The 22,166-nt window shown below is 66.9% G+C and carries 26 protein-coding genes; 13 read left to right on the top strand and 13 right to left on the bottom strand.

The genetic code is table 11. The features are described 5' to 3' along the window. The first annotated feature begins 102 nt into the window (after positions 1 to 102). The gene (locus BXA07_RS23075; protein WP_076571236.1) at positions 103 to 648 is read left to right on the top strand and encodes an RNA 2'-phosphotransferase; all 546 of its coding nucleotides are present in this window, start codon (positions 103 to 105) and stop codon (positions 646 to 648) included. A 69-nt stretch (positions 649 to 717) separates the two neighbouring features. Here BXA07_RS23075 and BXA07_RS23070 read toward each other — a convergent pair whose 3' ends face one another. The 6 genes from BXA07_RS23070 to BXA07_RS23045 form a co-directional block, all read right to left on the bottom strand. After that, positions 718 to 1,836 (bottom strand): HupE/UreJ family protein, encoded by a 1,119-nt coding sequence (locus tag BXA07_RS23070; protein WP_076571234.1) that lies wholly within the window; start codon positions 1,834 to 1,836, stop codon positions 718 to 720. Then, positions 1,833 to 3,044, bottom strand: a complete 1,212-nt coding sequence (locus tag BXA07_RS23065; RefSeq protein WP_076571415.1) for a hypothetical protein — start codon at positions 3,042 to 3,044, stop codon at positions 1,833 to 1,835. Before BXA07_RS23065 ends, BXA07_RS23070 begins: the two co-directional genes overlap by 4 nt. Positions 3,045 to 3,110: 66 nt before the next feature. Continuing rightward, entirely contained in the window at positions 3,111 to 3,350 is a 240-nt protein-coding gene (locus BXA07_RS23060; RefSeq protein ID WP_076571232.1) for a hypothetical protein, read from the bottom strand. Positions 3,351 to 3,363: 13 nt separating this feature from the next. Then, positions 3,364 to 4,860 (bottom strand): DUF4331 domain-containing protein, encoded by a 1,497-nt coding sequence (locus tag BXA07_RS23055; protein ID WP_170909722.1) that lies wholly within the window; start codon positions 4,858 to 4,860, stop codon positions 3,364 to 3,366. Between the two features lie 131 nt (positions 4,861 to 4,991). After that, positions 4,992 to 5,639 carry an NrsF family protein gene (locus BXA07_RS23050; protein WP_076571230.1) on the bottom strand — a complete coding sequence of 216 codons (648 nt, stop codon included), beginning with the start codon at positions 5,637 to 5,639 and terminating at the stop codon, positions 4,992 to 4,994. Beyond that, positions 5,636 to 6,220, bottom strand: coding sequence for a sigma-70 family RNA polymerase sigma factor (locus BXA07_RS23045; RefSeq protein WP_076571411.1), 585 nt, complete (start codon positions 6,218 to 6,220; stop codon positions 5,636 to 5,638). The genes BXA07_RS23050 and BXA07_RS23045 overlap by 4 nt, the downstream gene beginning before the upstream one ends. Before the next feature lie 131 nt (positions 6,221 to 6,351). On the opposite strand from BXA07_RS23045, the gene BXA07_RS23040 reads away from it, so the two are divergent. From BXA07_RS23040 to BXA07_RS23025, 4 genes are all read left to right on the top strand, one after another. Beyond that, positions 6,352 to 7,158, top strand: coding sequence for a DUF1223 domain-containing protein (locus BXA07_RS23040; RefSeq protein WP_076571228.1), 807 nt, complete (start codon positions 6,352 to 6,354; stop codon positions 7,156 to 7,158). Beyond that, on the top strand, positions 7,158 to 7,763 hold the full coding sequence (locus BXA07_RS23035; protein ID WP_076571226.1) for a cytochrome b/b6 domain-containing protein: 606 nt from the start codon (positions 7,158 to 7,160) through the stop codon (positions 7,761 to 7,763). The genes BXA07_RS23040 and BXA07_RS23035 overlap by 1 nt, the downstream gene beginning before the upstream one ends. Positions 7,764 to 7,773: 10 nt before the next feature. Further along, on the top strand, positions 7,774 to 8,544 hold the full coding sequence (locus BXA07_RS23030) for a molybdopterin-dependent oxidoreductase (protein ID WP_244556375.1): 771 nt from the start codon (positions 7,774 to 7,776) through the stop codon (positions 8,542 to 8,544). A 191-nt stretch (positions 8,545 to 8,735) separates the two neighbouring features. Further along, the gene (locus BXA07_RS23025; protein ID WP_076571222.1) at positions 8,736 to 9,032 is read left to right on the top strand and encodes a pentapeptide MXKDX repeat protein; all 297 of its coding nucleotides are present in this window, start codon (positions 8,736 to 8,738) and stop codon (positions 9,030 to 9,032) included. A gap of 34 nt (positions 9,033 to 9,066) precedes the next feature. Here BXA07_RS23025 and BXA07_RS23020 read toward each other — a convergent pair whose 3' ends face one another. Further along, the gene (locus BXA07_RS23020) at positions 9,067 to 9,846 is read right to left on the bottom strand and encodes an EAL domain-containing protein (protein ID WP_076571220.1); all 780 of its coding nucleotides are present in this window, start codon (positions 9,844 to 9,846) and stop codon (positions 9,067 to 9,069) included. Positions 9,847 to 10,036: 190 nt separating this feature from the next. On the opposite strand from BXA07_RS23020, the gene BXA07_RS23015 reads away from it, so the two are divergent. Genes BXA07_RS23015 through BXA07_RS23005 form a run of 3 tightly spaced genes read left to right on the top strand, consistent with a single transcriptional unit; the run spans position 10,037 to position 12,339 of the window. Beyond that, positions 10,037 to 11,257: an MFS transporter gene (locus BXA07_RS23015; protein ID WP_076571218.1), complete on the top strand. Its 1,221-nt coding sequence runs from the start codon at positions 10,037 to 10,039 to the stop codon at positions 11,255 to 11,257. 13 nt (positions 11,258 to 11,270) lie between these two features. Further along, entirely contained in the window at positions 11,271 to 11,660 is a 390-nt protein-coding gene (locus BXA07_RS23010) for a DUF5071 domain-containing protein (RefSeq protein WP_139335710.1), read from the top strand. A 37-nt stretch (positions 11,661 to 11,697) separates the two neighbouring features. Next, on the top strand, positions 11,698 to 12,339 hold the full coding sequence (locus BXA07_RS23005; protein ID WP_076571407.1) for a CatA-like O-acetyltransferase: 642 nt from the start codon (positions 11,698 to 11,700) through the stop codon (positions 12,337 to 12,339). Here BXA07_RS23005 and BXA07_RS23000 read toward each other — a convergent pair. Continuing rightward, positions 12,336 to 13,094 (bottom strand): AraC family transcriptional regulator, encoded by a 759-nt coding sequence (locus BXA07_RS23000; RefSeq protein WP_076571216.1) that lies wholly within the window; start codon positions 13,092 to 13,094, stop codon positions 12,336 to 12,338. The genes BXA07_RS23005 and BXA07_RS23000 overlap by 4 nt on opposite strands. An 88-nt stretch (positions 13,095 to 13,182) precedes the next feature. Between BXA07_RS23000 and BXA07_RS22995 the strand changes: the two genes are divergently transcribed. Further along, complete coding sequence (locus tag BXA07_RS22995) at positions 13,183 to 13,947, top strand: alpha/beta fold hydrolase (RefSeq protein WP_076571405.1); 765 nt, start codon at positions 13,183 to 13,185, stop codon at positions 13,945 to 13,947. Positions 13,948 to 13,949: 2 nt separating this feature from the next. Here the strand turns inward: BXA07_RS22995 and BXA07_RS22990 are convergent, their stop codons facing one another. From BXA07_RS22990 to BXA07_RS22975, 4 genes are all read right to left on the bottom strand, one after another. Next, positions 13,950 to 14,591 (bottom strand): LysE family translocator, encoded by a 642-nt coding sequence (locus BXA07_RS22990; RefSeq protein WP_076571214.1) that lies wholly within the window; start codon positions 14,589 to 14,591, stop codon positions 13,950 to 13,952. A gap of 97 nt (positions 14,592 to 14,688) precedes the next feature. After that, on the bottom strand, positions 14,689 to 15,738 hold the full coding sequence (locus BXA07_RS22985; RefSeq protein ID WP_076571402.1) for an FAD-dependent oxidoreductase: 1,050 nt from the start codon (positions 15,736 to 15,738) through the stop codon (positions 14,689 to 14,691). After that, on the bottom strand, positions 15,731 to 16,729 hold the full coding sequence (locus tag BXA07_RS22980) for a MerR family transcriptional regulator (protein WP_076571212.1): 999 nt from the start codon (positions 16,727 to 16,729) through the stop codon (positions 15,731 to 15,733). Before BXA07_RS22980 ends, BXA07_RS22985 begins: the two co-directional genes overlap by 8 nt. A gap of 103 nt (positions 16,730 to 16,832) precedes the next feature. Beyond that, positions 16,833 to 17,909 carry a YeiH family protein gene (locus BXA07_RS22975; protein WP_076571209.1) on the bottom strand — a complete coding sequence of 359 codons (1,077 nt, stop codon included), beginning with the start codon at positions 17,907 to 17,909 and terminating at the stop codon, positions 16,833 to 16,835. Between the two features lie 107 nt (positions 17,910 to 18,016). On the opposite strand from BXA07_RS22975, the gene BXA07_RS22970 reads away from it, so the two are divergent. The 3 genes from BXA07_RS22970 to BXA07_RS22960 are packed head-to-tail and all read left to right on the top strand — an operon-like array spanning position 18,017 to position 20,053. Then, positions 18,017 to 18,916 carry a LysR family transcriptional regulator gene (locus BXA07_RS22970; RefSeq protein WP_076571207.1) on the top strand — a complete coding sequence of 300 codons (900 nt, stop codon included), beginning with the start codon at positions 18,017 to 18,019 and terminating at the stop codon, positions 18,914 to 18,916. Between the two features lie 32 nt (positions 18,917 to 18,948). Next, positions 18,949 to 19,521: a helix-turn-helix domain-containing protein gene (locus BXA07_RS22965; protein ID WP_076571206.1), complete on the top strand. Its 573-nt coding sequence runs from the start codon at positions 18,949 to 18,951 to the stop codon at positions 19,519 to 19,521. Positions 19,522 to 19,528: 7 nt separating this feature from the next. After that, positions 19,529 to 20,053 carry a GNAT family N-acetyltransferase gene (locus BXA07_RS22960; RefSeq protein ID WP_076571204.1) on the top strand — a complete coding sequence of 175 codons (525 nt, stop codon included), beginning with the start codon at positions 19,529 to 19,531 and terminating at the stop codon, positions 20,051 to 20,053. A gap of 19 nt (positions 20,054 to 20,072) precedes the next feature. On the opposite strand, the gene BXA07_RS22955 is transcribed toward BXA07_RS22960, so the two are convergent. After that, on the bottom strand, positions 20,073 to 21,449 hold the full coding sequence (locus BXA07_RS22955; RefSeq protein WP_083708476.1) for a methyl-accepting chemotaxis protein: 1,377 nt from the start codon (positions 21,447 to 21,449) through the stop codon (positions 20,073 to 20,075). Positions 21,450 to 21,811: 362 nt separating this feature from the next. On the opposite strand from BXA07_RS22955, the gene BXA07_RS22950 reads away from it, so the two are divergent. Further along, on the top strand, positions 21,812 to 22,075 hold the full coding sequence (locus tag BXA07_RS22950; RefSeq protein ID WP_212592353.1) for a DUF378 domain-containing protein: 264 nt from the start codon (positions 21,812 to 21,814) through the stop codon (positions 22,073 to 22,075). The last annotated feature ends 91 nt before the right edge of the window (positions 22,076 to 22,166 follow it).

Below are 22,166 nucleotides of genomic sequence, written 5' to 3'. Positions count from 1 at the left end.
CGCACTTTACCGTGGCAAGTGATGTCGCCGCCATGGCAGCGCGGCCTCTGCTACACTACAAGCATGCTGCACGGCTGTGCGTGCTCATCACAAAAAGATTGAATGACAGATCATTTAGTACAAACCAGTAAATTCCTTTCCCTTATCCTGCGCCACGCGCCCGAAAAAATCGGCCTCGCACTCGATGCCCGGGGCTGGGCCGACATAGCCCAGCTGCTGGCGCACGCTGCCCGGCATGGCCGCCGCCTTTCCCGTGAACAATTGGATGACGTGGTGGCGCGCGACAGCAAGTCGCGCTACGCCATCAGTCCAGATGGCTTGCGCATCCGCGCCAACCAGGGGCATTCCCTGGCCGCCGTCGATCTCGATCTGCCGCCCGCCACGCCGCCCGCCATGCTGTACCACGGCACGGCCAGCCGCTTTGTCGAGGCGATCCGCGCTGCCGGCCTGCTGCCTGGAGCGCGCAAGCACGTGCACCTGTCGTCCAGCCGCGAAACGGCCGTGGCCGTGGGAGCGCGCCACGGCAAGCCCGTCGTGCTGACGGTCGCTGCGGCCGCCATGCAGGCGCAGGGCCATGTGTTTTATGTGTCCGACAATGGCGTGTGGCTGACGCAGGCCGTGCCGCAGGCGTTTATTGGTTTTCCCTGATGCCTTGCTCCGCGGCCGCCCGACCCACTTCGGCCAGCGCCGCCGTAGCCAGGCCAATGAGGGGCGCGATCACGCGCTGATCAGCTTGATATCGGCCACCCGCTCCACCAGCCACACGCACGCCACCAGGGCAATCGCCAGCGAACCGACGGTCAGCACTTGCCGGTACAGCCAGGTCTTGCGCAGCAGCCAGGCGAGGGGCAAGAAGGCGGCGACGATGGCCAGTTGGCCCAGTTCCACGCCCACGTTGAAGCCCAGCAGGCTGGCCAGCAGCGAGGACTGGGGCAAGCCCAGGTCGCGCAGCACGCTGGCAAAGCCGAAACCGTGGATCAGGCCGAAGGCAAAGGCGGCCACGGGGCGCTTGCCGCGGAACAAGGGCAGCAGGTTGTTCAGCGCCGCCAGAATGACGGAGGCGGCGATGGCCGACTCCACCCAGCGCGAAGGCAGCGACACGACGGACAGGCTGGCCAGGCTCAACGTGATGGAGTGGGCCAGCGTGAACGCCGTGACAACCTTCAGCACATCATGGAAGGCCGCCTGCAAGCCTTGCTGCTGCTCGCGCAAGCCCGGCAGCAGCACGGCCGGCAGCAGCAGCGACAGCAGAAACAAAATATGGTCGTAGCCGATCCAGATATGCCAGATGCCGTGTTGCACGTAGGCGCCGAACTGCGCCAGCCGGTCCGGCGCGGCCAGCGAGATCGTCTGGCGCGGGCTGTCCGGGTCGAAGATGGCCGTTTGCGTGGCGCCGCCGCTATCGATCTTGAGCAGCCCCTTGTGCTGCGGGTCGAGGTCGGCGAACAGCGTATAGCCAATGGTCAGATTGGCCGGCGCGGCGCCCGGGCAGTCGGCGCGAAAACGCAGCACGTTGTAGGCGCCGTCCGTGTGGCGGTCGATCAGCTGTTCGGCCGCTTCCAGCGTGCACGCGCCCTCGTCGCCGGCCACCTGCAGGCGCTGCAGCGCGTAGGCGGCAATGGCCGCGTGGCGCGCGCGGATTTCATCCCAGGTCAGCGCGCCGTCGCCATTGCCGTCGAGGCCGATGGCGAAATCGAGGTCGCGCAGGGCGATATCCCATTGCCCCTCGATCTGCTGGCCGTGGACGGCCAGGCTCAGGTAGCTGTCGCTGGGCTTGTGGGCGTGCGCGGGACTTAGCCATACGCACAGCAGCACGATGAACAGGCAGCGTTTCACAGCACACCTGCCTTCCTGGCGGCACTGATTTTCACGCCATCCTGCGGCCCCAGCTGCCTGACGAGCCGCTGCAGGGCCGCGTCTTCCACGCCGTTGGCCGCGATCCACGCCAGCACCGGTTGCGCGGCGCCGTAGTCGCGCGCGGCCAGGGCCGCTTCGAGCAGGATGCGCATGTCGGGCACTTCCTTCTGGATGGCCCAGTTCTGTTGCGCCAGTTGCAGCGCGGACGGCACATCCTGTTGCAAGAACAGGGCGAAACGGGCCTGCTCGCGCTGGTGCACGGTGTCGCCCCGCTGCATGGCGGCGGTGAAGCGGGCCGCCAGTTCGGCCTTGGCCGCCTCGAACGCCGCTTGCCGGCCCGGCAGCGCCTGCAGGGCCAGCGCATGACGCAGCAGCAGGGCGTCGATGCGCTGCCGGTCTTGCAGCAGCTGGACGACGTCCTGCGGGCGCTGGCGGTCGAGCAGGAAGTCGGCGTAGGCGCCCAGCAGATAACTGTCGCGCGGCCGGCGCGCCAGCGCCGCCCTGTAGCGCGCCTCGGCCAGCGCGGTCTCTCCGCGCCGCGTGGCCATTTCCGCCAGCAGGGTGGCGGCCCAGCTTTCCAGCTCGGGCGCCGCGCCGGCGCTCCTTTGCAGGGTCAGGTCCAGCAGGCGCTCGCTGGCGGCGGCGCGGCCCGTGACGCTGGCGATATTGGCAAGGCAGGTGACGGTGACCAGCTGCGTGGAAAGCGCCGACAGGCGCGCGCAGCTGGCCGTCGCCTGCGCGTAATCGCCCTGCACGGTCAGGACGGTGGCGCGCGTCAGCCAGGCCTGGCCATTCGCCGGTTCCTGCGCGATGACGGCGTCGAGGTCATGCAGGGCGGGACCGAACTGGTGGGTGCTTTGCAAGATGGTGGCGCGCAGCAGGCGCACGGGCAGGGGCGGCGCCGCTTGCCGCCACCAGGGCGCCAGGGCCGCTTGCGCGTAACCGAGGTAGCGCGGGTCCGTTTCGCTGCGCGCCAGCGCGATGTAGCGCTGCGCCAGGCCGGCCGCCAGGGCCAGGTCGTTCGGCGCGGCGTTCAGTTGCTGGCGCAGGCCGCGCAGCTCGCTCTGCGTGGCGTCGGTGCGGCGTGGCAATTGCTCGATGACGGCGCCGCCGTCCTTCGGCGTGTAGGGCGCTGCCCAGGCCAGCAGGGGCAGGCAGGCGCACAGCAGGGAAATCGGTGTTTTCATGGTGGATGCCATCAACAGTCATTGATGCGGGCGCCGGAGAGCGTACTTTCCGGCGCCCGCAGGGGCTTACAGGGGCACCGGTTCTGTGTCTTCCGGCGACGTTGCCATGATGGCGTCGATGGCGACGCCTTCCTTGTCGTCGCTGGTGGCGACAATGACGTTGGCCACGGCCACATAGAAGGCGTCGAGCATGGCCACGGGCGGCGGCGTGGTGCCGCCGTTGCCGCCGTTGCCGCTGCCGCCGCCACCGCAGCCTGCCAGCAGGGCCGTGAGCGCCAGGGCGCCGAGTGCATGGAGCTTTTTCATCGCGCTCTCCTTGTTACAGCTGTGGCGAACCGGCCACGGGCGTTTTCAGGTAGGGGAAACCCGCCGTGAAGTAGGTTTCGTCGAGGAAGGCGCCGTCCGTGAAGTGCAGGCCGCCGGCCGGGGCGTCGGACGGGGCGCAGCCGATGTTCAGGGTGCACAGCTTGCCCATGGCCACGCGCAGCACCACGTCGACCACGTCGTCGCCGGGACGGCGGCCGTTCGGAAAGCCCGCGCTGTCGCCGTCGATGACGCCCAGGCGCTTTTGCGAGCCCACGGCGGTGGGCGCGATGGACGTATTCAGGCGCAGCATTTCCGAAGCCGTCACGGTGGCGGGCTGGTTCACGCCCTTGATGCCCGTCAGGAAGGTGGCCACCAGGTCGTTGCGGGGGAAGTTGGTGGGCGCCTTGGCGCCGGCCGAGCCGAACAGCACTTCCACGAGGGCCGGCACCGTCGGGTTGGTGACGTAGTCGGCAAACTGCGCGTCGCCCGAGGGTTTGCTGGCGTTGAAGCGGTCCTTGTCCTTCAGGCCGATCACCAGTTCATTTACCAGTGGCATGCCCAGGCGCGACACCTGCACCCACGCGCCGCCTTCCTTCGACGCCGCGCTGCTGCCAGGCGCCGGGTTCAGCAGGCGGCCCTGGCGCAGGCTGGCCGTGGTCCAGCCGCCGATGACGGGGTCGCTGCCGGCCGTCAGGCAGGCGGTCGGCACTTCCATCTCGATGGCCGTGACGTTCTTGCGCGCCAGGTCATCCCTGGCAGCCGATTCCGCATTCGCGGCAAACTCCGTGGCGGGCGCCTTGATGTTGATCAAGTCGAACGTTTCGCCCAGGTTCACCACGAAGGGGTCCTTGCGCTGGCCGACGAACATGCGCGCCGGCGTGGCGCAGCCGGGGATGCTGACCGTGTAGACATGCTGCGCGGCATACGCCGCATAGTTGGGGATGGCCTTGTTGCCGATATTGTCGACGGGCTTGTCGAAGGTCGTGCCGCCGCCGCTGGCATTGGTCACGCTGCTGCGCGTGCCCGTGCGGCGGTCGCCCCGCACCACCGTCACGGTGTAGGTTTCGCGCACGTTCAGGCCGGCTGGGTTGACGGTATCGATGGCGCCGCCGTTGATGACGAGCGGAATCGACACTTTCTTGCCGCCCACGGTGAACTGGCCATCCTTGATGGTGTTGGCAAAGCGGAACTGAAAGGTGAGGTCTTCCTTGCCGTCGCCATTGTTGTCGATATGGATCTCGTACAGGGCGTTGGGGTCCATGGCGAAGTAGTTGGGGCCGCCGTAGGCGTCCTGCAGCGGCACGTAGTCGGCCACGAGGGTGGTGTAGGCGCCGCGGCCCGCCTCGTAGCTGCGGAACATGTAGAAGTCGGTGGCGTCGACCTTGGGGTTTTGCGTGATGAACGGCGCTTCGCGGTGGCTGGAAGCGTGGGCGGACGGCGCAAGGGCGGCCGCCAGCAGATTGCCCAGGAGGGCGGCGCCCAGGGCGGTTTTTGACAGTGACAAAGACATTTCGATTCTCCCGATTTTTGTTGGCGTTGACAGACAAGTCCAGGAAACTGCAGGCTGCCTGACTTATACGAACGGCTACAAAAAACGGATTCAACTCTTTGTCAACGTAGGCGACTGACCTTGCCGCCCCCTTACCAGGCCAGCACTTTCGGGCCGATGGCCGCGCCGATGGCCGTCGGCACCAGCATGCCCAGCACGTACCAGAAGCCGACGAAGCTGGCGGCCAGCTCCGGGCAGTGCAGGCAGTAGACGAGGGCGGCCAGGCCGCCGGCGGCAAAGCCGGCGGCGGCGCCCGCCAGGCGCAATCGCGTCGGTGCCAGCTGGCGCATCAGGCGCAGCACGGCGGCCAGGATGGGCAAGGAGAGGGTGGCGATCAGCAGGGGGCAGCTGCGCCAGGTGGCGCCCCAGAACAGCTCGGCGCGCTGCTCGGGCGGGGCTTCCTGCACGATGATGGCGCCCAGGGTCCACATCAGCAGCAGGGGCAGGGCCACCAGCAGGGGCAGGGCGCGGGTAGCGGCGCCCGGCACGCACAGGCGGCGGCTGACATGCCAGCCCGCCAGGCACAGGCAGGCGACGAAGCCCACCTTGATCCAGAAATCGGGCAGCTGCGCCAGCTGGTCCAGGTTGGGCCGCACGCCCAGCAGCATGGCCATCAGCGCCACGCTGGCCAGCAGGCCGGCGCCCAGGGTGGACGCGGCGCGCCAGCGGGCGCCGGGCGGCGGCGCGGCGGCCACGTCGGGACCGCTGGCCAGCATGGCGATCAGATCGTCGGTTTTCATGTTGCGCTTGTCCTCAAGTTTGCCGCCAGTGCCTTCAGGCCGCGGTGCACGGCCACCTTGACGCTGGCTTCGGAAATTCCCATGGCGGCCGCCGTGTCGCGCACGGACCAGCCGTCGAGCTTGGTATGCACGATGGCGCCGCGCTGCTGCGCCGGCAAGGTGGCCAGCAGCTTGCCCAGGTCGCGGCTGGCCTCGGCCGCCTCGGCATCGGCGCTGGAAAACAGTTGCTGCGCCTCGTCTTGCTCGTCATACGGCTGGTGCTGCGCTTCGCGCCGCCCGTGCCGGCGCAGCCAGTCGACCAGCTTGTAGCGGGCGATCGCATGGATCCACGACGTCAGCGGCATGTTCGCGTCATACGTCAGGCGCTGGTTATGGATGGCCAATAAACACTCCTGCACCAGGTCTTCCACCTCGTCCGGCCAGCGCTGCAGGCGGCGCCGGAAAAACGCGCGCAAATGGGCGCTGCTTGCCTGCAAAAAATTGCGATACGCCGCCGCATCGCCGTCGAGCCCGCGCAGCATCAAGCCATGCAGCCGCAATTCCGTGCCATGCAACTGCTCACTGACTGGTATTCGTTGCATGCGGGCCTTTGGTGACAGGCGTTGAAAAAAATAAATATCCAATTATTTTGCCGGCGGCTGTAACCAATCCGTCCAGCGCGGCGAATTGACAGGCAAGCACGTTTCTCTTTTCAATATACCGGTTAAATACCATGGACATCAAGCACCGCCTGGCAATACTTCTACTTCCCGTCCTGGGCGTGAGTGCGTCGGCCCCGGCCGCCGTGCAGATGCCTATCGGCCAGCGCTGCGAAGTCAAGAGCGGCGCGCGGACGGCGGCGCTGGTGGAGCTGTACAGCAGCGAAGGCTGCTCCAGCTGCCCGCCCGCAGACCGGCGCCTGAACGCCCTGCGCCAGCAAGCGGGAGCGGACAGCCTGGTCGTGCCGCTGGCCCTGCACGTCACGTACTGGGACCGGATCGGCTGGGCGGACCCGCTGGCGCAGCCACAATTTGACGCGCGCCAGGCCGAGCTGCTGCGCCACCAGCAGCGCCACACGGCCTACACGCCGCAGTTCTTCGTCGGCGGCATGGAATTGCGGGACTGGGAGGCGCAGCTGCCGGCCGCCATCGGCCGCATCAACGCGACGCGCGCACCCGTCGAGATCGGCCTGTCCGCCACGCCGGGGCCGGGCGGAAAATTGCTGCTGGAAGCCGATGCCAGCGCGCCCGATGCGCAGACGGGCGGCCAGCTGTATGTGGCCGTCAGCGAAAGCGCCATCGTCTCGACGGTGCTGCGCGGCGAAAACCGGGGCGCTACCCTGCGCCATGACGCGGCCGTGCGCCTGTGGCTGGGACCGGTTGCGCTGGCGCAAGGCCGCGCCCGGCTGCGCCGCGAAGTCAGCCTGCCCGCCAACTGGCGCGCGGAAAACCTGCAGATCGTCGCCTTCGTGCAGCGGGCCGACAGCGGCGCCATCCTGCAAGCCGTCAGCACGGCGCCCTGCGTGAAAGGAGTGTTGTGATGCATACGCCTGCCGTGTCGAATGCCGTGATCCACCCCGTTTGGCTGCGCCTGACGCACTGGCTCAACGCCGTGGCCGTCATCGTGCTGGCCACGAGCGGCTGGCGCATCTACAACGCGGCGCCGTTCTTCCCGTTCGAGCTGCCGCGCGCCCTGACCCTGGGCGGCTGGCTGGGCGGCGCCCTGCAATGGCATTTCGCCGCCATGTGGCTGCTGGTGGCCAATGGCCTGCTGTATCTGGTGATTAACATCGTCTCGGGACGGCTGCGGCGCCAGTTCTTTCCCCTGTCGCCGCGAGCGCTGCTGGCCGATTTCGTCTCCGCGCTGAAGGGCAAGCTGGCCCATGCGGACCCGCGCCGCTACAACATGGTGCAGCGCGCCGCCTACCTGTTCGTCATGCTCGACTGCATCGTGCTGGTGCTGTCCGGCCTGGTGCTGTGGAAATCCGTGCAGTTTCCCCTGCTGCGCGAACTGCTGGGCGGCTACGAGAGCGCGCGCAGGGTCCACTTCATCGCCATGGCGCTGCTGACGGGTTTTGTCGGCGTGCACCTGCTGATGGTGGCGCTGGTGCCGCGTACCCTGGTCGCCATGCTGCGCGGCCGCTAAGGAGATGAGCATGAAAAAAACCATCATCGTGCAAGAACAGGGACAGGCCATGCTGGCCGACGCCTTGCGCCAGATCAAACAGCCGTCGCGGCGCCTGTTCCTGCAGCGCAGCCTGACCCTGGGCGGCCTGTCGCTGTTGACGGGCTGCAACGCGAGCGACCCTTCCGCCATCGAGACAGCCTTGATGGCCGTGTCGCGCATGAACGACCGGGTGCAGGGCTGGCTGTTCGACCCGAACAAACTGGCGCCAACGTATCCGGACTCCATGATCACGCGGCCGTTTCCCTTCAACGCCTATTACGGCGAGGATGAGGTGGAACAGGTCGATGGCGACGCCTGGCGCCTGGAATTGAGCGGCTTGATCGCCGACAAGAAGCCGTGGACCCTGCCGCAGCTGCGCGCCCTGCCGCAGCAAACGCAGGTGACGCGCCACATCTGCGTGGAAGGCTGGAGCGCCATCGGCAAGTGGGGCGGCGTGCCGTTTTCGCATTTCCTCAAGCGGGTGGGCGCCGACACGACGGCCAGATACATCGGCTTCCGGTGCGCCGATGATTATTTCACGAGCATCGACATGGCCACGGCCCTGCATCCGCAAACCATCATGGCCTTGACGTATGACGGCCAGGAATTGCCGCCGAAATACGGCTACCCGATGAAGCTGCGCATGCCGACCAAGCTGGGCTACAAGAACCCCAAGCATATCCAGGCCATTTTCGTCACGAATACCTACCCGGGAGGGTATTGGGAGAATCAGGGCTACAACTGGTTCGGCGGCTCCTAGGAAGGCCGGGGAGCCGGCCAGGGCGGCGTTGCATTGCCTTGTCGTAGCAGTCGTACTGCCTGCGGCAATGCGCCTGGCCCTGGCCACCTCCCGGCCTTCCTTCTATTCGGCAGCAAGCAGCACCCTGTAGCACAGCAATAGCTTTACCACCGGGCAATCTTGCCCATTTAACCCAGAGACAAGGACTTATCATGAAAACCACCATTACCACCTTCGCCGCCATCATCGCTTCCGCCATCGTCATGTCGGGCGCCGCCTTTGCCCAGGACGCCATGCAGAAAGACGCCATGGCCAAGCCTGCCGCGGCCGACGCCATGCACAGGGACGCCATGGACAAGGACGGCATGCACAAGCCGATGGCCAAGAAGCACATGAAGAAGGATCACATGGCCAAGGATGGCATGGCAAAAGACGCCATGGCGAAAGACGGCATGAAGAAGGACGAGATGAAGAAGGATGACATGAAGAAGGATGCCATGGGCAAGTAAGCAGCCGGCCAGGCCCGCGCGCGGTGGCTGCCGCTCACCACGCTGCGGGATCGATCTTGCCTATGGCCATCAGCGCCGGCTTGCAAAACAAATATCCCTGCATCAGGTCGATGCCCATCGCCCGCAGGCAATCGCGTTCGGCGGCCGTTTCAATGCCTTCGGCCAGGACTTGAATGCCGAGTTCCTTGCAAATGCCGATGATGCCCTTGACGATCGCCTGTTTCGGCGCGCTTGCCTCGACGCCGCGCACCAGTTCCATGTCGATCTTGATGATGTGGGGCTGATATTCGGACAGCAGGGTCAGTCCCGCGTAGCCGGCGCCGAAATCGTCGATGGCCGTCTGGAAGCCGAAGCGCCGGTACTCGTGGAAGATGTTGACGAGGTGGGGGCGGTCGCGCACTTCCTCGCCCTCGGTCACCTCGAAGATAATGCGGCGGATGGGGAAGTTGTGCTCGCGCGCCGCAGCCAAAGTTGCCTGGATGCAAGCTTCGGGGCGATACACGGCGTTCGGCAGAAAGTTAATGGAAAGATATTCCTCGATGCCCAGCCGGGCCGCGCCCTCGATGGCGCGCACGCGGCACGCCTGGTCGAAGACGTAGCGGTTTTCGTCATTGACCTGGGACAGGACCGAATAGGCGGATTCGCCGTTGGGGCCGCGCACCAGGGCTTCATGGCCGAATATCGTGCGCGTGGACAGTTCGACGATGGGCTGATAGGCAAAGGTGAAATCGAAACCCAGCGGCGCCGCTTGCCGGCACTGGCTGCAGCCGGTCTTTGTCCCTGACGGGGATGAGGAATCGGAGGAGGGCGTCATGGTCGTGGTGCTTATGAGGAAAAGTTCGCGTATTTATACCACGGCATGGCGCCGGCGCAGCGTAATTTGTGGCGCCACGACGCCGAGGAGCGGGCGAGCCCGCTCTGGCACGGCACTGGCGAGGCGGCAAAGATGCTAATTTGCAATTTGTAGTAAGCTGGTCGCCTCCTGATTTCCTGCATGCACAGTCATGACCGAACCATCCGCCGCCGCCCTGTCCTCCGACGCCAAGCCATCCGACAAATCCATGCGCCGCCGCTCGCTGTTCGCCGCCTGCAGCGCGCATGCCGTGCATGACGGCTTGACGGATGTCATCTACGTGCTGCTGCCCATCTGGCAGGCGCAGTTTGCCATCAGCTATGCCATGGTGGGCCTGTTGCGCGGCTCGTACTCGGGCATGATGGCCGGTTTCCAGCTGCTGGCCAGCCGGATGGCGAAGCGCTGGGGGCGCGAGCGCATGCTGGTGGGCGGCACGGCGCTGGCCGGCGTCGCCTACCTGGTCGCGGGGCAGGCCGGCGGCCTGGCCGTGCTGCTGGTCGCCTTGCTGCTGGGCGGCCTGGGCGCCAGCACCCAGCATCCGCTGGCCTCGTCCATCGTCACCGATACGCACGAGGCGGGCGGCGGCGTGAAGGAAGCCTTGTCGCAATACAATTTCGCCGGCGATATCGGCAAGACCCTGATACCCGCGCTGATGGGCTTGCTGCTGCTCGCGTGCAGCTGGCAAACGGGCGTTTCCCTGCTGGGGCTGCTGGGCCTGGCCGCCGCCGGTTTGCTGTGGTGGCTGCTGCCCAAGCCGGAAGACATCCAGGCCAGCCAGAAGAAAGCGGTCAAACCCATCACGGGCAGCGGCGCGAAAGGCAGTTTTCGCGCGCTGCTGGCGACGGGCACCCTGGACAGCGCCGTGCGCATGGGCTTTTTGACTTTCCTGCCGTTCTTGCTGAAAAGCAAGGGGGCGGGCACGGCCGGCATCGGCGTGGCCTTGTCCCTGCTGTTCGTGGGCGGCGCCTTCGGCAAACTGCTGTGCGGCTACCTGGGCGCGCGCATCGGCATGATGAAGACCGTGTGGCTGACGGAATCGATGACCTCGCTGCTGATCGTCGCGGCCCTGTGGCTGCCGCTGGCCGGCGTCATGGCCATGCTGCCCCTGTTGGGGCTGGCGCTGAACGGCACCTCGTCCGTGCTGTACGGCGTCGTGCCGGAACTGGCCGAGCCGGGCAAGCGCGAGCATGCGTTCGCCCTGTTCTACACGGGCACCATCGGCGGCGGGGCGCTGGCGCCCGTGCTGTTCGGCGCGCTGGGCGACCATGCGGGCGTGCCCACGGCCCTGACGGTGCTGGCGGCCGTATTGCTGCTGACCTTGCCGCTGGCGTGGCAGGTGCAGCGGGGCCTGGCGCGCGGTGGCGCCGCATGACCGGACGCTGCGCATGAGTCTGCCATTGCCGCGCGACAAGCACGATACGCAGCATGCGCAAGCTCTGACCGCCTTGCGCTGGGAAGAACTGCGTCCCGCCATGCCGCAGATCCTCGAGTGGGTGCAGGACGCCAACTGGCCCGTGGCCGCCGTCCTCCTGCCTTACCTGGCCGGCATCGGTCCGCGCCTGGCTCCCTATGTCAAAACGGTGCTGGTCAGCGACGATGAACAGTGGAAGTACATTGTTCTGCTGGGCATCGTGCGCCATTCCTCCGGGCTGGCTGCCGCGGTGGACGGGCAATTGCAGCGCTTCGCCCTGGCGCCAACGGCTGCCGAGCTGGAAGAAGGCGTGGCCGAGGCGGCCCGGGAGATTTTGGCGGGCAGCGGCGCTGGTGCGGCGTGACTTGCCCGCCAGCACCTGCATCGTCTACACTCGCCGCATGAAAAATTTTGAAAAGCGGCGCGACCGCTATGACTTGTTCCGCGCGTTTGACAATCCCCTCGTCAACATCAATTTCCAGCTCGACGTGCCGGACTTCCGGCCCTGGTGCAAGGAACGACACATTCCCGTGTTTCACTTTTTCCTGTTTTGCCTGCTCAATACGGTCAAGGACATCGACAACTTCATGTACCGCATCTGCCAGGGCGAAGTGATCAGGATCGACGACTTTCCCGCTTCCTACACCGTCATCAACGGCGACGAGAACCTCAACTACACGCGTTTTACCATGACGGACCGGCTCGACCTGTTCATCGAACGCAGCCTGGAAGCGAAGCGCATCGCCGAAGCGAGCAGCGCGCTGATCAACACGGGCGAGGGCGAGAGCGAGCGCGAGCAGCGCAACAATATCTTCATCACCTGCCTGCCATGGCTGGAACTGGCGGCCATCGAGCACCCGGTCTACCGCCACCGTGACGCCGACATCCCGACCTTTACCTGGGGCAAATTCGGCCCCGCGCAGGACGATGGCCGCATGCGGATACCGTTTTCCGCGCAGGCGCACCACGGCTTCGTCGACGGCTACCACGTGCACAAGCTGGCGCAGGCGCTGGCGCAGCGCATCGCCGCCATCATTTCCTAGCCTAAATAGTCGCTGGGCGCCCGGCCCAGCACGCGGCGGAAGGCGGCTGTAAAAGCGCTGGGGCTGGCGTAGCCGAGGTCGAGGGCGATGCGCGTGACGGCTTGGCCGTCGGCCAGCCGCGTGATGGCGGCCAGCAGGCACGCTTGCTGGCGCCACTGGGCAAAGCCCAGGCCCGTCTGGGCGCGGAACAGCCGCGTAAACGTGCGCCGGCTCATGCCGGCCCGCGCCGCCATCGCATCGAGGCCGCTGTCCAGGCTGGGCTGTTCGAGCAATGCCATGCACAGCCGCGCCAGCCGGGCGTCCTGCGGCAGCGGCGCGCTCAGGGGCAGGGGACTGGCAGCGGCGACTTCGTCGAGCAGCAGGGCCATCAATCGCCCGGCGCGCGACGCCTGCACATACAGGGCATCGACGGTCACGGCTTCGGCCAGCAGCTGGCGCAGCAGCGGCGTGGCATCGAGCACCTGGCAATGCTGTGGCAAGCCCATGCTGGCGATGGCGTCCGGGGCGACAAACACATTGTGCATGGTCACCGCGCCATGCATGCGCATGCCGTGCGATAGCTGTGCCGGTAGCCAGCACGCGCGTTGCGGCGGCACGAGCCAGTTGCCCTGCGGCGTGTGCACGCTGATGGCGCCCCGCGCCGCATACGCGAACTGTCCGCGCGCATGTTGATGATCGGGAAACAGCTCGCCGGCCGCGTAGTCGCGCGCCGTGGCGATCAGTTCGCGCGGCACTTCCGTATAAAAATCATCCATGGCCCGTACTCTACAGTATTTGACCTGGCATCGAAGGCGGGCCGTTGCGTGTGCCACTACCATGCAGACTTTTCCTTCAAGGATGCATATGCACAATACCTATCACCGCGTGGGCCATGGCCCCCACGCCGTCATCGTCCTGCACGGCTGGTTTGGCGACGCGCACGCTTTCGCGCCCATGGAGGCCGCCCTCGATGGCGGCGCTTTCAGCTATGTGTTCATGGACAATCGCGGCTATGGCTGCATGCGCGGCGCGCAGGGCGAGTATTCGATGGACGAGGTCGCCCGCGACGCGCTGGCCTTGGCCGATGGGCTGGGCTTTGCCACGTTCAGCGTGGTCGGCCACTCGATGGGCGGCATGGTGCTGGAAAAGCTGGCTTTGCTGGCGCCCTTGCGCTTGCGCAAGCTGGTGGCCGTGGCGCCCGTGCCCAGCTGCGGCGTGGCCTTCGACGTGGCGGGGCGGCAGCTGTTTCTCGATGCCAGCGGCAGCCTGCAAGCGCGGCGCGCCATCATCGATCGCAGCACGGGCGGGCGCTTGCCTGCAAGCTGGCTGGACTGGAAGGCGCAATATTCGTGGGAAAGCGCGGATCAGGCCGCGTTCGCCGCCTATTTTCTCGCGTGGAGCGGGACGGATTTCAGCGGCGAAGTGCAGGCAATGGCGCCGAATCTGCCTTTGCTGGCGCTGGTGGGCGAGCACGACCCCCGTTTCGACGCGGCCTTGATGCGCCGCACGTATCTGGCGTGGTACCCGCAGGCCCGGCTGGAGGTGCTGGCCAATGCGGGACACTATCCGATGAATGAAACGCCGCTGGCCCTGGTGGCCGGCATCGAGGCGTTTCTGTCAGCGCCGTGACGTTAGGCGGCCTTGGCGCGCAGGCGCAGCAGGCTCAGTCCCAGCAGCACGAAGGCGCCGCCCGAGATGCGGTTGAACAGTTTGGCGCGGCCCGGCGTGGCCAGCTGGCTTTTCAGCAAACGCGCCAGGTTGGCGTAGAACAGATGGGCCAGCATGGCGCAGGCGACAAACGAGGTCGTCAGCACGGTGAACTGGACGGCCACGGGTTCGCCCGGGGTGATGAACTGCGGGAACAGGGCCGAAAAGAACAGGATGGCTTTCGGGTTCGTCAGCGCCACCGTCAAGCCCTGGCGGAAGAGTTTCCAGAAGGAATTTGGATTCGCCGCCCCTTGCAGCACGGGCGCGTCGGCCACGATGCTGGTCTTGCTGCGCCATTGCTTGATGCCCAGGTACACGAGGTAGAGGGCGCCGGCCAGTTTCAGCAGCATGAAGGCGGTGGCCGAGGTGGCCAGCACGACGCCCATGCCGGCCATGGCCACGCCGGAAATGATGAACAGGCCAAAACCGTTACCCATGCTGCTGATCATGGCGCGGCGCGGGCCGACGGCGATGGCATTCGAAATGGCCAGCAGGACGGCGGGGCCGGGCGAAAACGTGACGAGCAGAGCGACGCTGCAGAAAAGCAGCCAGTTCGAGAGATGCATGGATGTTCCTGGATGGGGCCGTGGCCGGATTGAAAACGCAAAACACGCTTATTGTACGAAGTTTTGCGCCTGCGCGCCGGCCGGCCCGGCCGCGCGCTCAGACCGGCACCGGCAGCACGGCGGCGGGGGCGTCGTCGGCCAGCCCGGCCACCAGCGCCGCCGCTTCGGCCGCCAGCAGCAGGTGGGCGGCCAGGGCGCGGCCACTGAGCCAGGCGCCTTCCACGGTGCCGCCCTGCAGCCAGTCGCCGCACAGGCCCAGGCGGGCGCGGCCATGCCAGGCAAACAGCGCGTCCTTGCCGGCCGGGGCCGCATGCTGCCAGCAGTGGGCGCTCCAGGCCTGCGGCGCCGGCGCGCCGAGCCGGGCGAAGGCGTGCAGCAGCGCCTGCGCCACCTGTTCCGCGGGCATGTCCAGATGCTCCGCGCTCCAGTCGGGCTGGGCGTGCAGCAGCCAGCTTTCCTGGCCGCTGCGTCCCGGCTTGCTGTTGTTGCGCGCGATCCAGCGCAGCGGGCCGTGGTTGACGAAGGCCGCGTCGAAGGGCAGCGGCAGCGGCTGCGCATGGCGGGCCATGACGGCCCAGCACGGCTGCATGGTGACGCCGGCCGCCAGGCTGGCCAGGTGCGCGCAATGCGCCTGCAGCAGGGGCAGGGCCTGCGGCGCGGGGATGGCCAGCACGACGGCGTCGTAGACCTGGTCCAGCAGGCCCAGCTCCCGCGTCTGCAGTTGCCAGCCGTCCGCGCTGCGCTGCAGGTCGGTGATGCAGGTTTGCAACTGCAGCGGCAGGCCGCTGGCCAGCCATTTCGCCGGTGCGCTCATGCGCGGCATGCCGACGAAGCGTTCGATGGCGCCGGCCGGCGCGTGCGCGCTGCCGTCGGCCGCCAGCAGGCACAGGCGCGGCGTCCACAGGGCGGCCACGCCAGCCAGCTGCCAGCGCGCCACTTCCGCGCGGAAGGTGGCCGAGCGGGCCGTGAAATACTGGGCGCCGTGGTCGCACTGCCAGTCATCGGCGCGCCGCGTGGCCATGCGGCCCGCCAGCGTGGCGGCCGCCTCGAAGACGGTCACCTGCACGCCCGCATGCTGCAAGGCGCTGGCGCAGGACAGGCCGGCGATGCCGGCGCCGACGACGGCGATGTGGCGCGGCCTATCCATGCGCATCGGCCGGCAGGGGCAATCCTTCGGCGCGCGCCAGCCTGTCCATGGCCGTTTCCAGCATGGCGCGCGCCTGGCCCGTGGCATGCGCCAGTTCCTCGTGCAGCAGGGCGTCGTCCGGGTGGCGCGTGGCGCAGTGCAGGCTGTAGCGCTCGAAACTGCCCACCATCAGCAGGATCTCGGCCAGGTGGCGCGGACATTCGCAAGCCACGGTGGGCGTGGCGGCCGTGATGGCGGCCAGCGCCTGGGCGTCGAAACGGCAGGGCGGCACGGGCGGCAGCGGCGTGGCCAGGGGCGCGGACGCCGGGCTGGTGCCGGCCAGGGCGCCGGCGCACATGCGCAGGATGTCGGCCGGCGCGGCCGGTTCGCGGGCCAGCAGGCAATCCTCGGCGCGCAGGCGGGCGATGGTGGCGCTGGCGCCGAAGTGGTACAGCACGACGATGGCGCGCGCGGCGCCCGCCAGGCTGGCCGCGCGGATCAGCGGCAAGGCTTCGTCGCCCAGTTCGGCAATTTCCAGCATGATGATGTCGGCGCGCGCGCCCAGCAAGGCTTGCGGCGCCTCGGCCAGGCTGTCGCAGACGCGCACCACGTCGCAGGCGGGCATGCTGGCCGTGCCGCGCAAGTCGCTCGACATGCGCATCGGCAAGGTCGTGCCCACGAGGGCCAGGCGCAGCGGGCGCGGCAGGAGGGGCGCGGAAACGGCAACGGGCGGCGCCAGCAGTTGCTGCAGGCTGTCTTGCGGCAAGTGGGCCAGCATGCCCACGTTGTGGCCCAGGTCGACCAGTTGCTTGATCAGTCCCAGCCGGCGCACCTGGCTGGCGGAATACAGGCGCTGGCCGCTGGCCGAGCGCTGCGTGGCGGCAATGCCGTAGCGGCGTTCCCAGACGCGCAGGGTTTCCACGGGCACGCCGGCCAGCCTGGCGGCATCGCCGCTGCGCAAGGCGCCGTGCTCTGCGCCGGATTCCTCTTTGTCAGTCGCCGATGTCTTCATGATGACCCGTTGATGAACCGTGGTTCCCTCATTGTAGCGGGTCACTGTGTGCTTGCAAGCAGTATTTGCCCGTGGTTGTGCCATCTCAAGCGGTTCATCATGTTCATGCGAACAGGCTGGCCACCACGTGGTTGATGGCGGCGCCGCCGGCGATCAGCCAGCAGAACAGCAGGCCGGCCAGCAGCAGGGGCTTGATGCCGGCGCGGCGGATGGCCGACATATGCGTCGTCAGGCCCAGGGCCGCCATGGCCATGGCCAGCAGGGCCGTGTCGAACTCGGTGATGGCGGCCACGGTGCCCGCTGGCAACAGGCCCAGCGAATTGAAGGCCACCGCGCCGATGAAGATGAAGGCGAACCAGGGGATGGCCAGCTTGGCCGCCTTGTCGTTGCCACCGGCCTTGGCCTTGCCGCGCGCCAGCACGGCCGACAGGATGACGAGGAAGGGCGCCAGCATCATCACGCGCACCATCTTGGCGATCACGGCCGCGTTCGCCGCTTCCTGGCTGATCGACTTGCCGGCCGCCACCACCTGCGCCACTTCATGCACGGTCGAGCCGATGTACACGCCGAAGGCCGTGGGCGTGGCGCCCAGCAGCTGCCAGCCCTGGTTCAGCTGGTACAGCAGCGGGTACAGGAAGATGGCGATGGTGCCGAACACGACGACGGTGGAGACGGCCACGGTAACGTCTTCGCTGCGTCCCTTGACGACGGGTTCCGTCGCCATCACGGCCGCCGCCCCGCAGATGGAGCTGCCGGCGCCGATCAGGATGGCGCTGTTGCGCTCCAGCTTGAAGACCCGGGTGCCGAGGAACATGGCCAGGCCGAACGTGGACGCCAGCACCAGCGCGTCGATGGCGATGCCGGCCAGGCCCACTTGGCCGATATCCTGGAACGTCAATCGGAAGCCGTAGAGGATGATGCCAAGACGCAATAACGTCTGCTTGGAAAAGGCCACGCCCGCGCCGCAGGTGGGCGCCAGGCGGCCATACACGCTGTTGCCCAGCACAATGCCCAGCATGATGGCCAGGGTCAGGGCGCTCATGCCGTGGCTTTGCATCCATGCCAGCTTGCCCAGCGCGATGGCGCCCCAGGCGATGATGCCGCTCAGCAGCAGGCCGGGCAGGAGGCGGCCGTAGCGGTCGCTGAAACTGGTGGTATTAGTTGTTGAGAGAGAAGACATGCCGTACTCCATGGTTCTTGGTTCGTATGGCATGACTGTACAGTTCGTCGATTAAATGGTAAAACGGATTGTTTTTGTATGTTTAACCTATTAAATGAGTATATGAGATGGCGCTTACGTTACGGCAACTGCAGATCTTCCTGGCCGTGGCGGACACGGGCAGCACCAGCGCGGCCGCCGAACAGATTGCGCTGTCACAATCGGCCACCAGCGCGTCCCTGAACGAACTGGAAACCCTGCTGGGCGCCCAGCTGTTCGACCGCGTGGGCAAGCGCCTGGTGCTCAACGACAATGGCCGTTTGCTGTTGCCGCAGGCGCGGCAGATGCGCGACGCGGCCGCCAGCATCGAGCGCCAGTTCGCGGGCGCCGACCCGTCCGTGCCCGTCAGCCTGCAGATCGGTGCCAGCACGACCATCGGCATCTATCTGCTGCCGCAGATCCTGGCGCAGGCGGCGCAGCAGTACGGGCGCAGCATTCCGCAGGTGACGATCGCCAACACGGCCGATATCGCGGCCGCCGTGGCGGAATTTCGCGTCGACATCGGCCTGATCGAAGGACCGTGCCACGAAGCGGGCCTGCTGGTGGAGCCGTGGCTGACGGACCAGATGCTGATCGTGGCCGCGCCCACGCATCCGCTGGCGCAGCTGCGCCATCTGCTCAGCTTTGCGGAGCTGAACCAGGCGGGCTGGCTGCTGCGCGAGGCGGGCTCGGGCACGCGCGAAACCGTGGAGCAGGCGCTGGTGCCGTATCTGCACTATCTGCGCGCCGCGGGCGAGTTCAGCAATTCGGAAGCGATCAAGTATGGCGCGGCGGCCGGCCTCGGCATCGCCTGCCTGTCGCGCGTGGTGGTGGCCGATTTGCTGGCCAGCGGGCAACTGGTGGAACTGGACACCATGCTGCCGCCCCTGGAGCGCAATTTTTACCTGATCCGCCAATCGAAGAAAATCCTCTCGCCGCGCCTGGCCGGCTTCCTGGAGCTGTGCCGCCACGCGTCGCGCATGGCTTGACTGTTTTCCATATATGGAATAAATTCCCATATATGGAAAATCCTATCGCAGACGACGACAATACCGAAGAGCGGCTGGCGGCGCGCCTGAAACAGCTGCGCGTGGAGCGGGGCTGGTCGCTGGACCAGCTGGCGAACGTGAGCCAGGTCAGCCGCGCCACCCTGTCGCGCCTGGAAAACGGCGACGTCAGCCCGACGACTGCCGTGCTGGGCAAGCTGTGTACGGCCTATGGCCTGGCCATGTCGCGCCTGCTGCGCATGGTCGAGGACGATTTCCCGCCCCTGCTGCGGCGAGCTGAACAAGCCGTATGGACGGACCCGGACACCGGCTTTGTCCGCCGCTGCGTCTCGCCGCCGTCGCGCGACCTGGCCGGCGAAGCGCTCGAATGCACGCTCGGCGCCGGCGTGACGATATCGTATGCCGCCTCGCCCCGGCCCGGCATGGAACACCATCTGCTGCTGCAGGAGGGCAGGCTCGACGTGACGGTCGACGGCCGCTCCCACGCTTTATTGCCGGGCGACTGCCTGCGCTACCAGCTGCACGGCGCCAGCGCGTTTGCGACGCCGCCGGACTGCGGCGCCCGTTATTTTCTCTTTCTCGTCTGAGGTCATCATGCCCGCATCGCTGCGCAGTTTCAGTTCCGCCGATATTCGCGAGCGCCTGCCGGAACTGGGCGCCTTGCTGCAAGACTGCGTGCACGACGGCGCCAGCATCGGTTTTATTTTCCCCTTCGACGTGGCGGCCAGCCAGGCGTTCTGGACGGACAACGTCTTGCCGGCCGTGGCGCGCGGCGTGCGCCTGCTGCTGGTGGCCGAAGTGGAAGGGAAGGTGGCGGGCGCCGTGCAGCTGGACTGGGATACCAACCCGAACCAGGCGCACCGGGCCGAGGTGCGCAAGCTGCTCGTCGCGCCCGCTTACCGCCGCCACGGCATCGCGCGCCAGCTGATGCGGGCGCTGGAGGAACAGGCGCGCCGCTTGCCGCGCAGCCTGCTGACGCTGGACACGCGCAGCGATGACCATGCGCAAGCGCTGTATCTGTCGCTCGGCTATGTGGCGGCGGGCAGCATCCCCGGCTATGCGCTGGCGCCGGCCGGCGGCCGGCTGGACGCCACCACCATCATGTACAAGCAGCTGTAGGGCGCTGTCGCAGGCAAACTCAGGCCCGCAGCCGCGCCCTGGCGGCGGCAGGCCGGCTGGCCGGCGCGGTGGCGGCCTGCACGGCCACCAGGCTGGCGCCGGGCGCCACTCGGGCGGGAAGCTGATCACGGCCCAGCTTGAAAATGCCCACGGTGCCCGACAGCAAGGTGGCACGCTGCTGCATGCCCGCTGCCGCCGTCGACGCCTGCTCCACGAGGGCCGCGTTTTGCTGCGTCACCTGCTCCATCTGCACGATGGCGGCATTGACTTGCTCGATGCCCGACAACTGCTCGCCGCTGGCCATGCTGATTTCGCCCATGATGTCCGTGACGCGGTGCACGCTGGCCACGATGTCGCGCATGGTGGCGCCGGCCGTGTCGACCAGGCGCGCGCCCGCGTCGACGCGCTCGACGGAGTCGCCGATCAGCTGCTTGATTTCCCGCGCCGCCCCGGCCGAACGCTGCGCCAGGGTACGGACTTCGGCCGCCACGACGGCAAAGCCGCGCCCCTGTTCACCGGCCCGCGCCGCTTCCACGGCCGCGTTCAGGGCCAGGATATTTGTCTGGAAGGCGATGGCGTCGATGACGCCGATAATGTCAACGATCTTTTTCGACGATGCATTGATCGCGCTCATGGTATCGATGACTTGCGCCACCACCGTGCCCCCTTTGCCGGCCACGTCGGCGGCCGATTGCGCCAGCTGATTGGCTTGCCGCGCGTTATCGGCATTTTGCTTGACGGTGCCCGTCAGCGTTTCCATCGAGGCGGCCGTGCGCTCCAGCGAACTGGCTTGCGCCTGGGTGCGCTGCGACAGGTCCAGGTTGCCGGCCGCAATCTCGCCCGAGGCGCCCGCGATCTCGTGCGTGCCGCCGCGCACCTCGCCCACGATATTGATCAAACTGGCATTCATGTCCTTCAGCGCCTGCAGCAGTTGCCCCACTTCATCGCCGGACTCGACGCGGATATGCTCGCTCAAGTCGCCGCCGGCCACCTTGCGCGCCACCTTGACGGCATGCCGCAAGGGCCGCACGATGCCGCTGCTGATGAACCAGGCCGTCGCCAGGCTCAGCACGCCGCCGACGAGGCCCAGCGCGATGATCAGCACGCTCGTATCGTGTGCGCGCGCCATGGCCGTGCCGGCCGCCGCGCGCATCAGGGCCGACTGCGCCGCGATCTGCCGGTCGAGCTCGTGCAGGGCAGGCTGTTCCTGCGTGCTGTTGCGCGTGGCCTGCAATTGCGCGATGCGCGCATAGCGCTGGTTCACGCTGCTGTCGATTTCCCCGCTCACCGCCGACAACTGCCAGGTGCTGATGCCGACGACCACGGCCAGCAAGAGCGAAGTGAGCAAAAAGCCTGTCGTCAGGCGTACACCGATGCGTATGTTTGAAATATTCATGTCCCCTCAGCTGTTGTCCCATGGTGGCCGTGTCCCCTGCGGCAGCGGGGCGCGGCGCTTGCCCCTGAAGTTGCTGGGGTGAAATGAGTGTAGCAGTGCGGTACTAAGTAATCTATAAATATTTCCATATTGGAATTAGTCACTGCCTGTTTAGCAACAGCTTGTGCCACAGCGGGCAAGGACGTGCCGGCATGGGCGCGCGTGCGCAAGGGGTGTTGCCGGATAAAATCACCCGCCGCATTACAGAGTTATCCTACTTCCATACCCGGCATCGTCCGACTGGCGCCCACGGTTGGCCCGCCTACACTGTTTCTTGTACAGACCCGGCGGCGGGTCATTCTTCTTCTCCACAGGAGGTTGACATGGCGAATATCCAGGCAGGATCGGACGGTGCTGCAAACGAGGAAATGACGGCCAAGCGCCTGAATGTGGTCGACTGGATCTCGATGATCCTGTTGATCGTGGGCGGCTTGAACTGGGCGCTCGTGGGCCTGTTCGACATCGACATCGTGGCCCGCATCCTGGGCGCCATGACGACGGCGTCGCGCGGCGTGTACGTGCTGGTGGGGCTGGCGGCGCTGTATTCCATCTATCTGTGCGTGCGCAAGCTGCCCGCCAAGCCCTAGGAGTCTGCGCGGCAGAAATTGATTTCATCTAAACGGAGTACCGGATAAACTTGTCACATGACGACGAGCTATCTTCCATACGATCCCCATC

Origin of the sequence: Janthinobacterium sp. TND4EL3, assembly GCF_900156175.1 — a bacterium.
In the GTDB taxonomy this organism is placed as follows: Bacteria; Pseudomonadota; Gammaproteobacteria; order Burkholderiales; family Burkholderiaceae_D; genus Janthinobacterium.
Note: the sequence above shows the minus strand (reverse complement) of the source record. Positions and strands in the feature narration are given on the sequence as shown.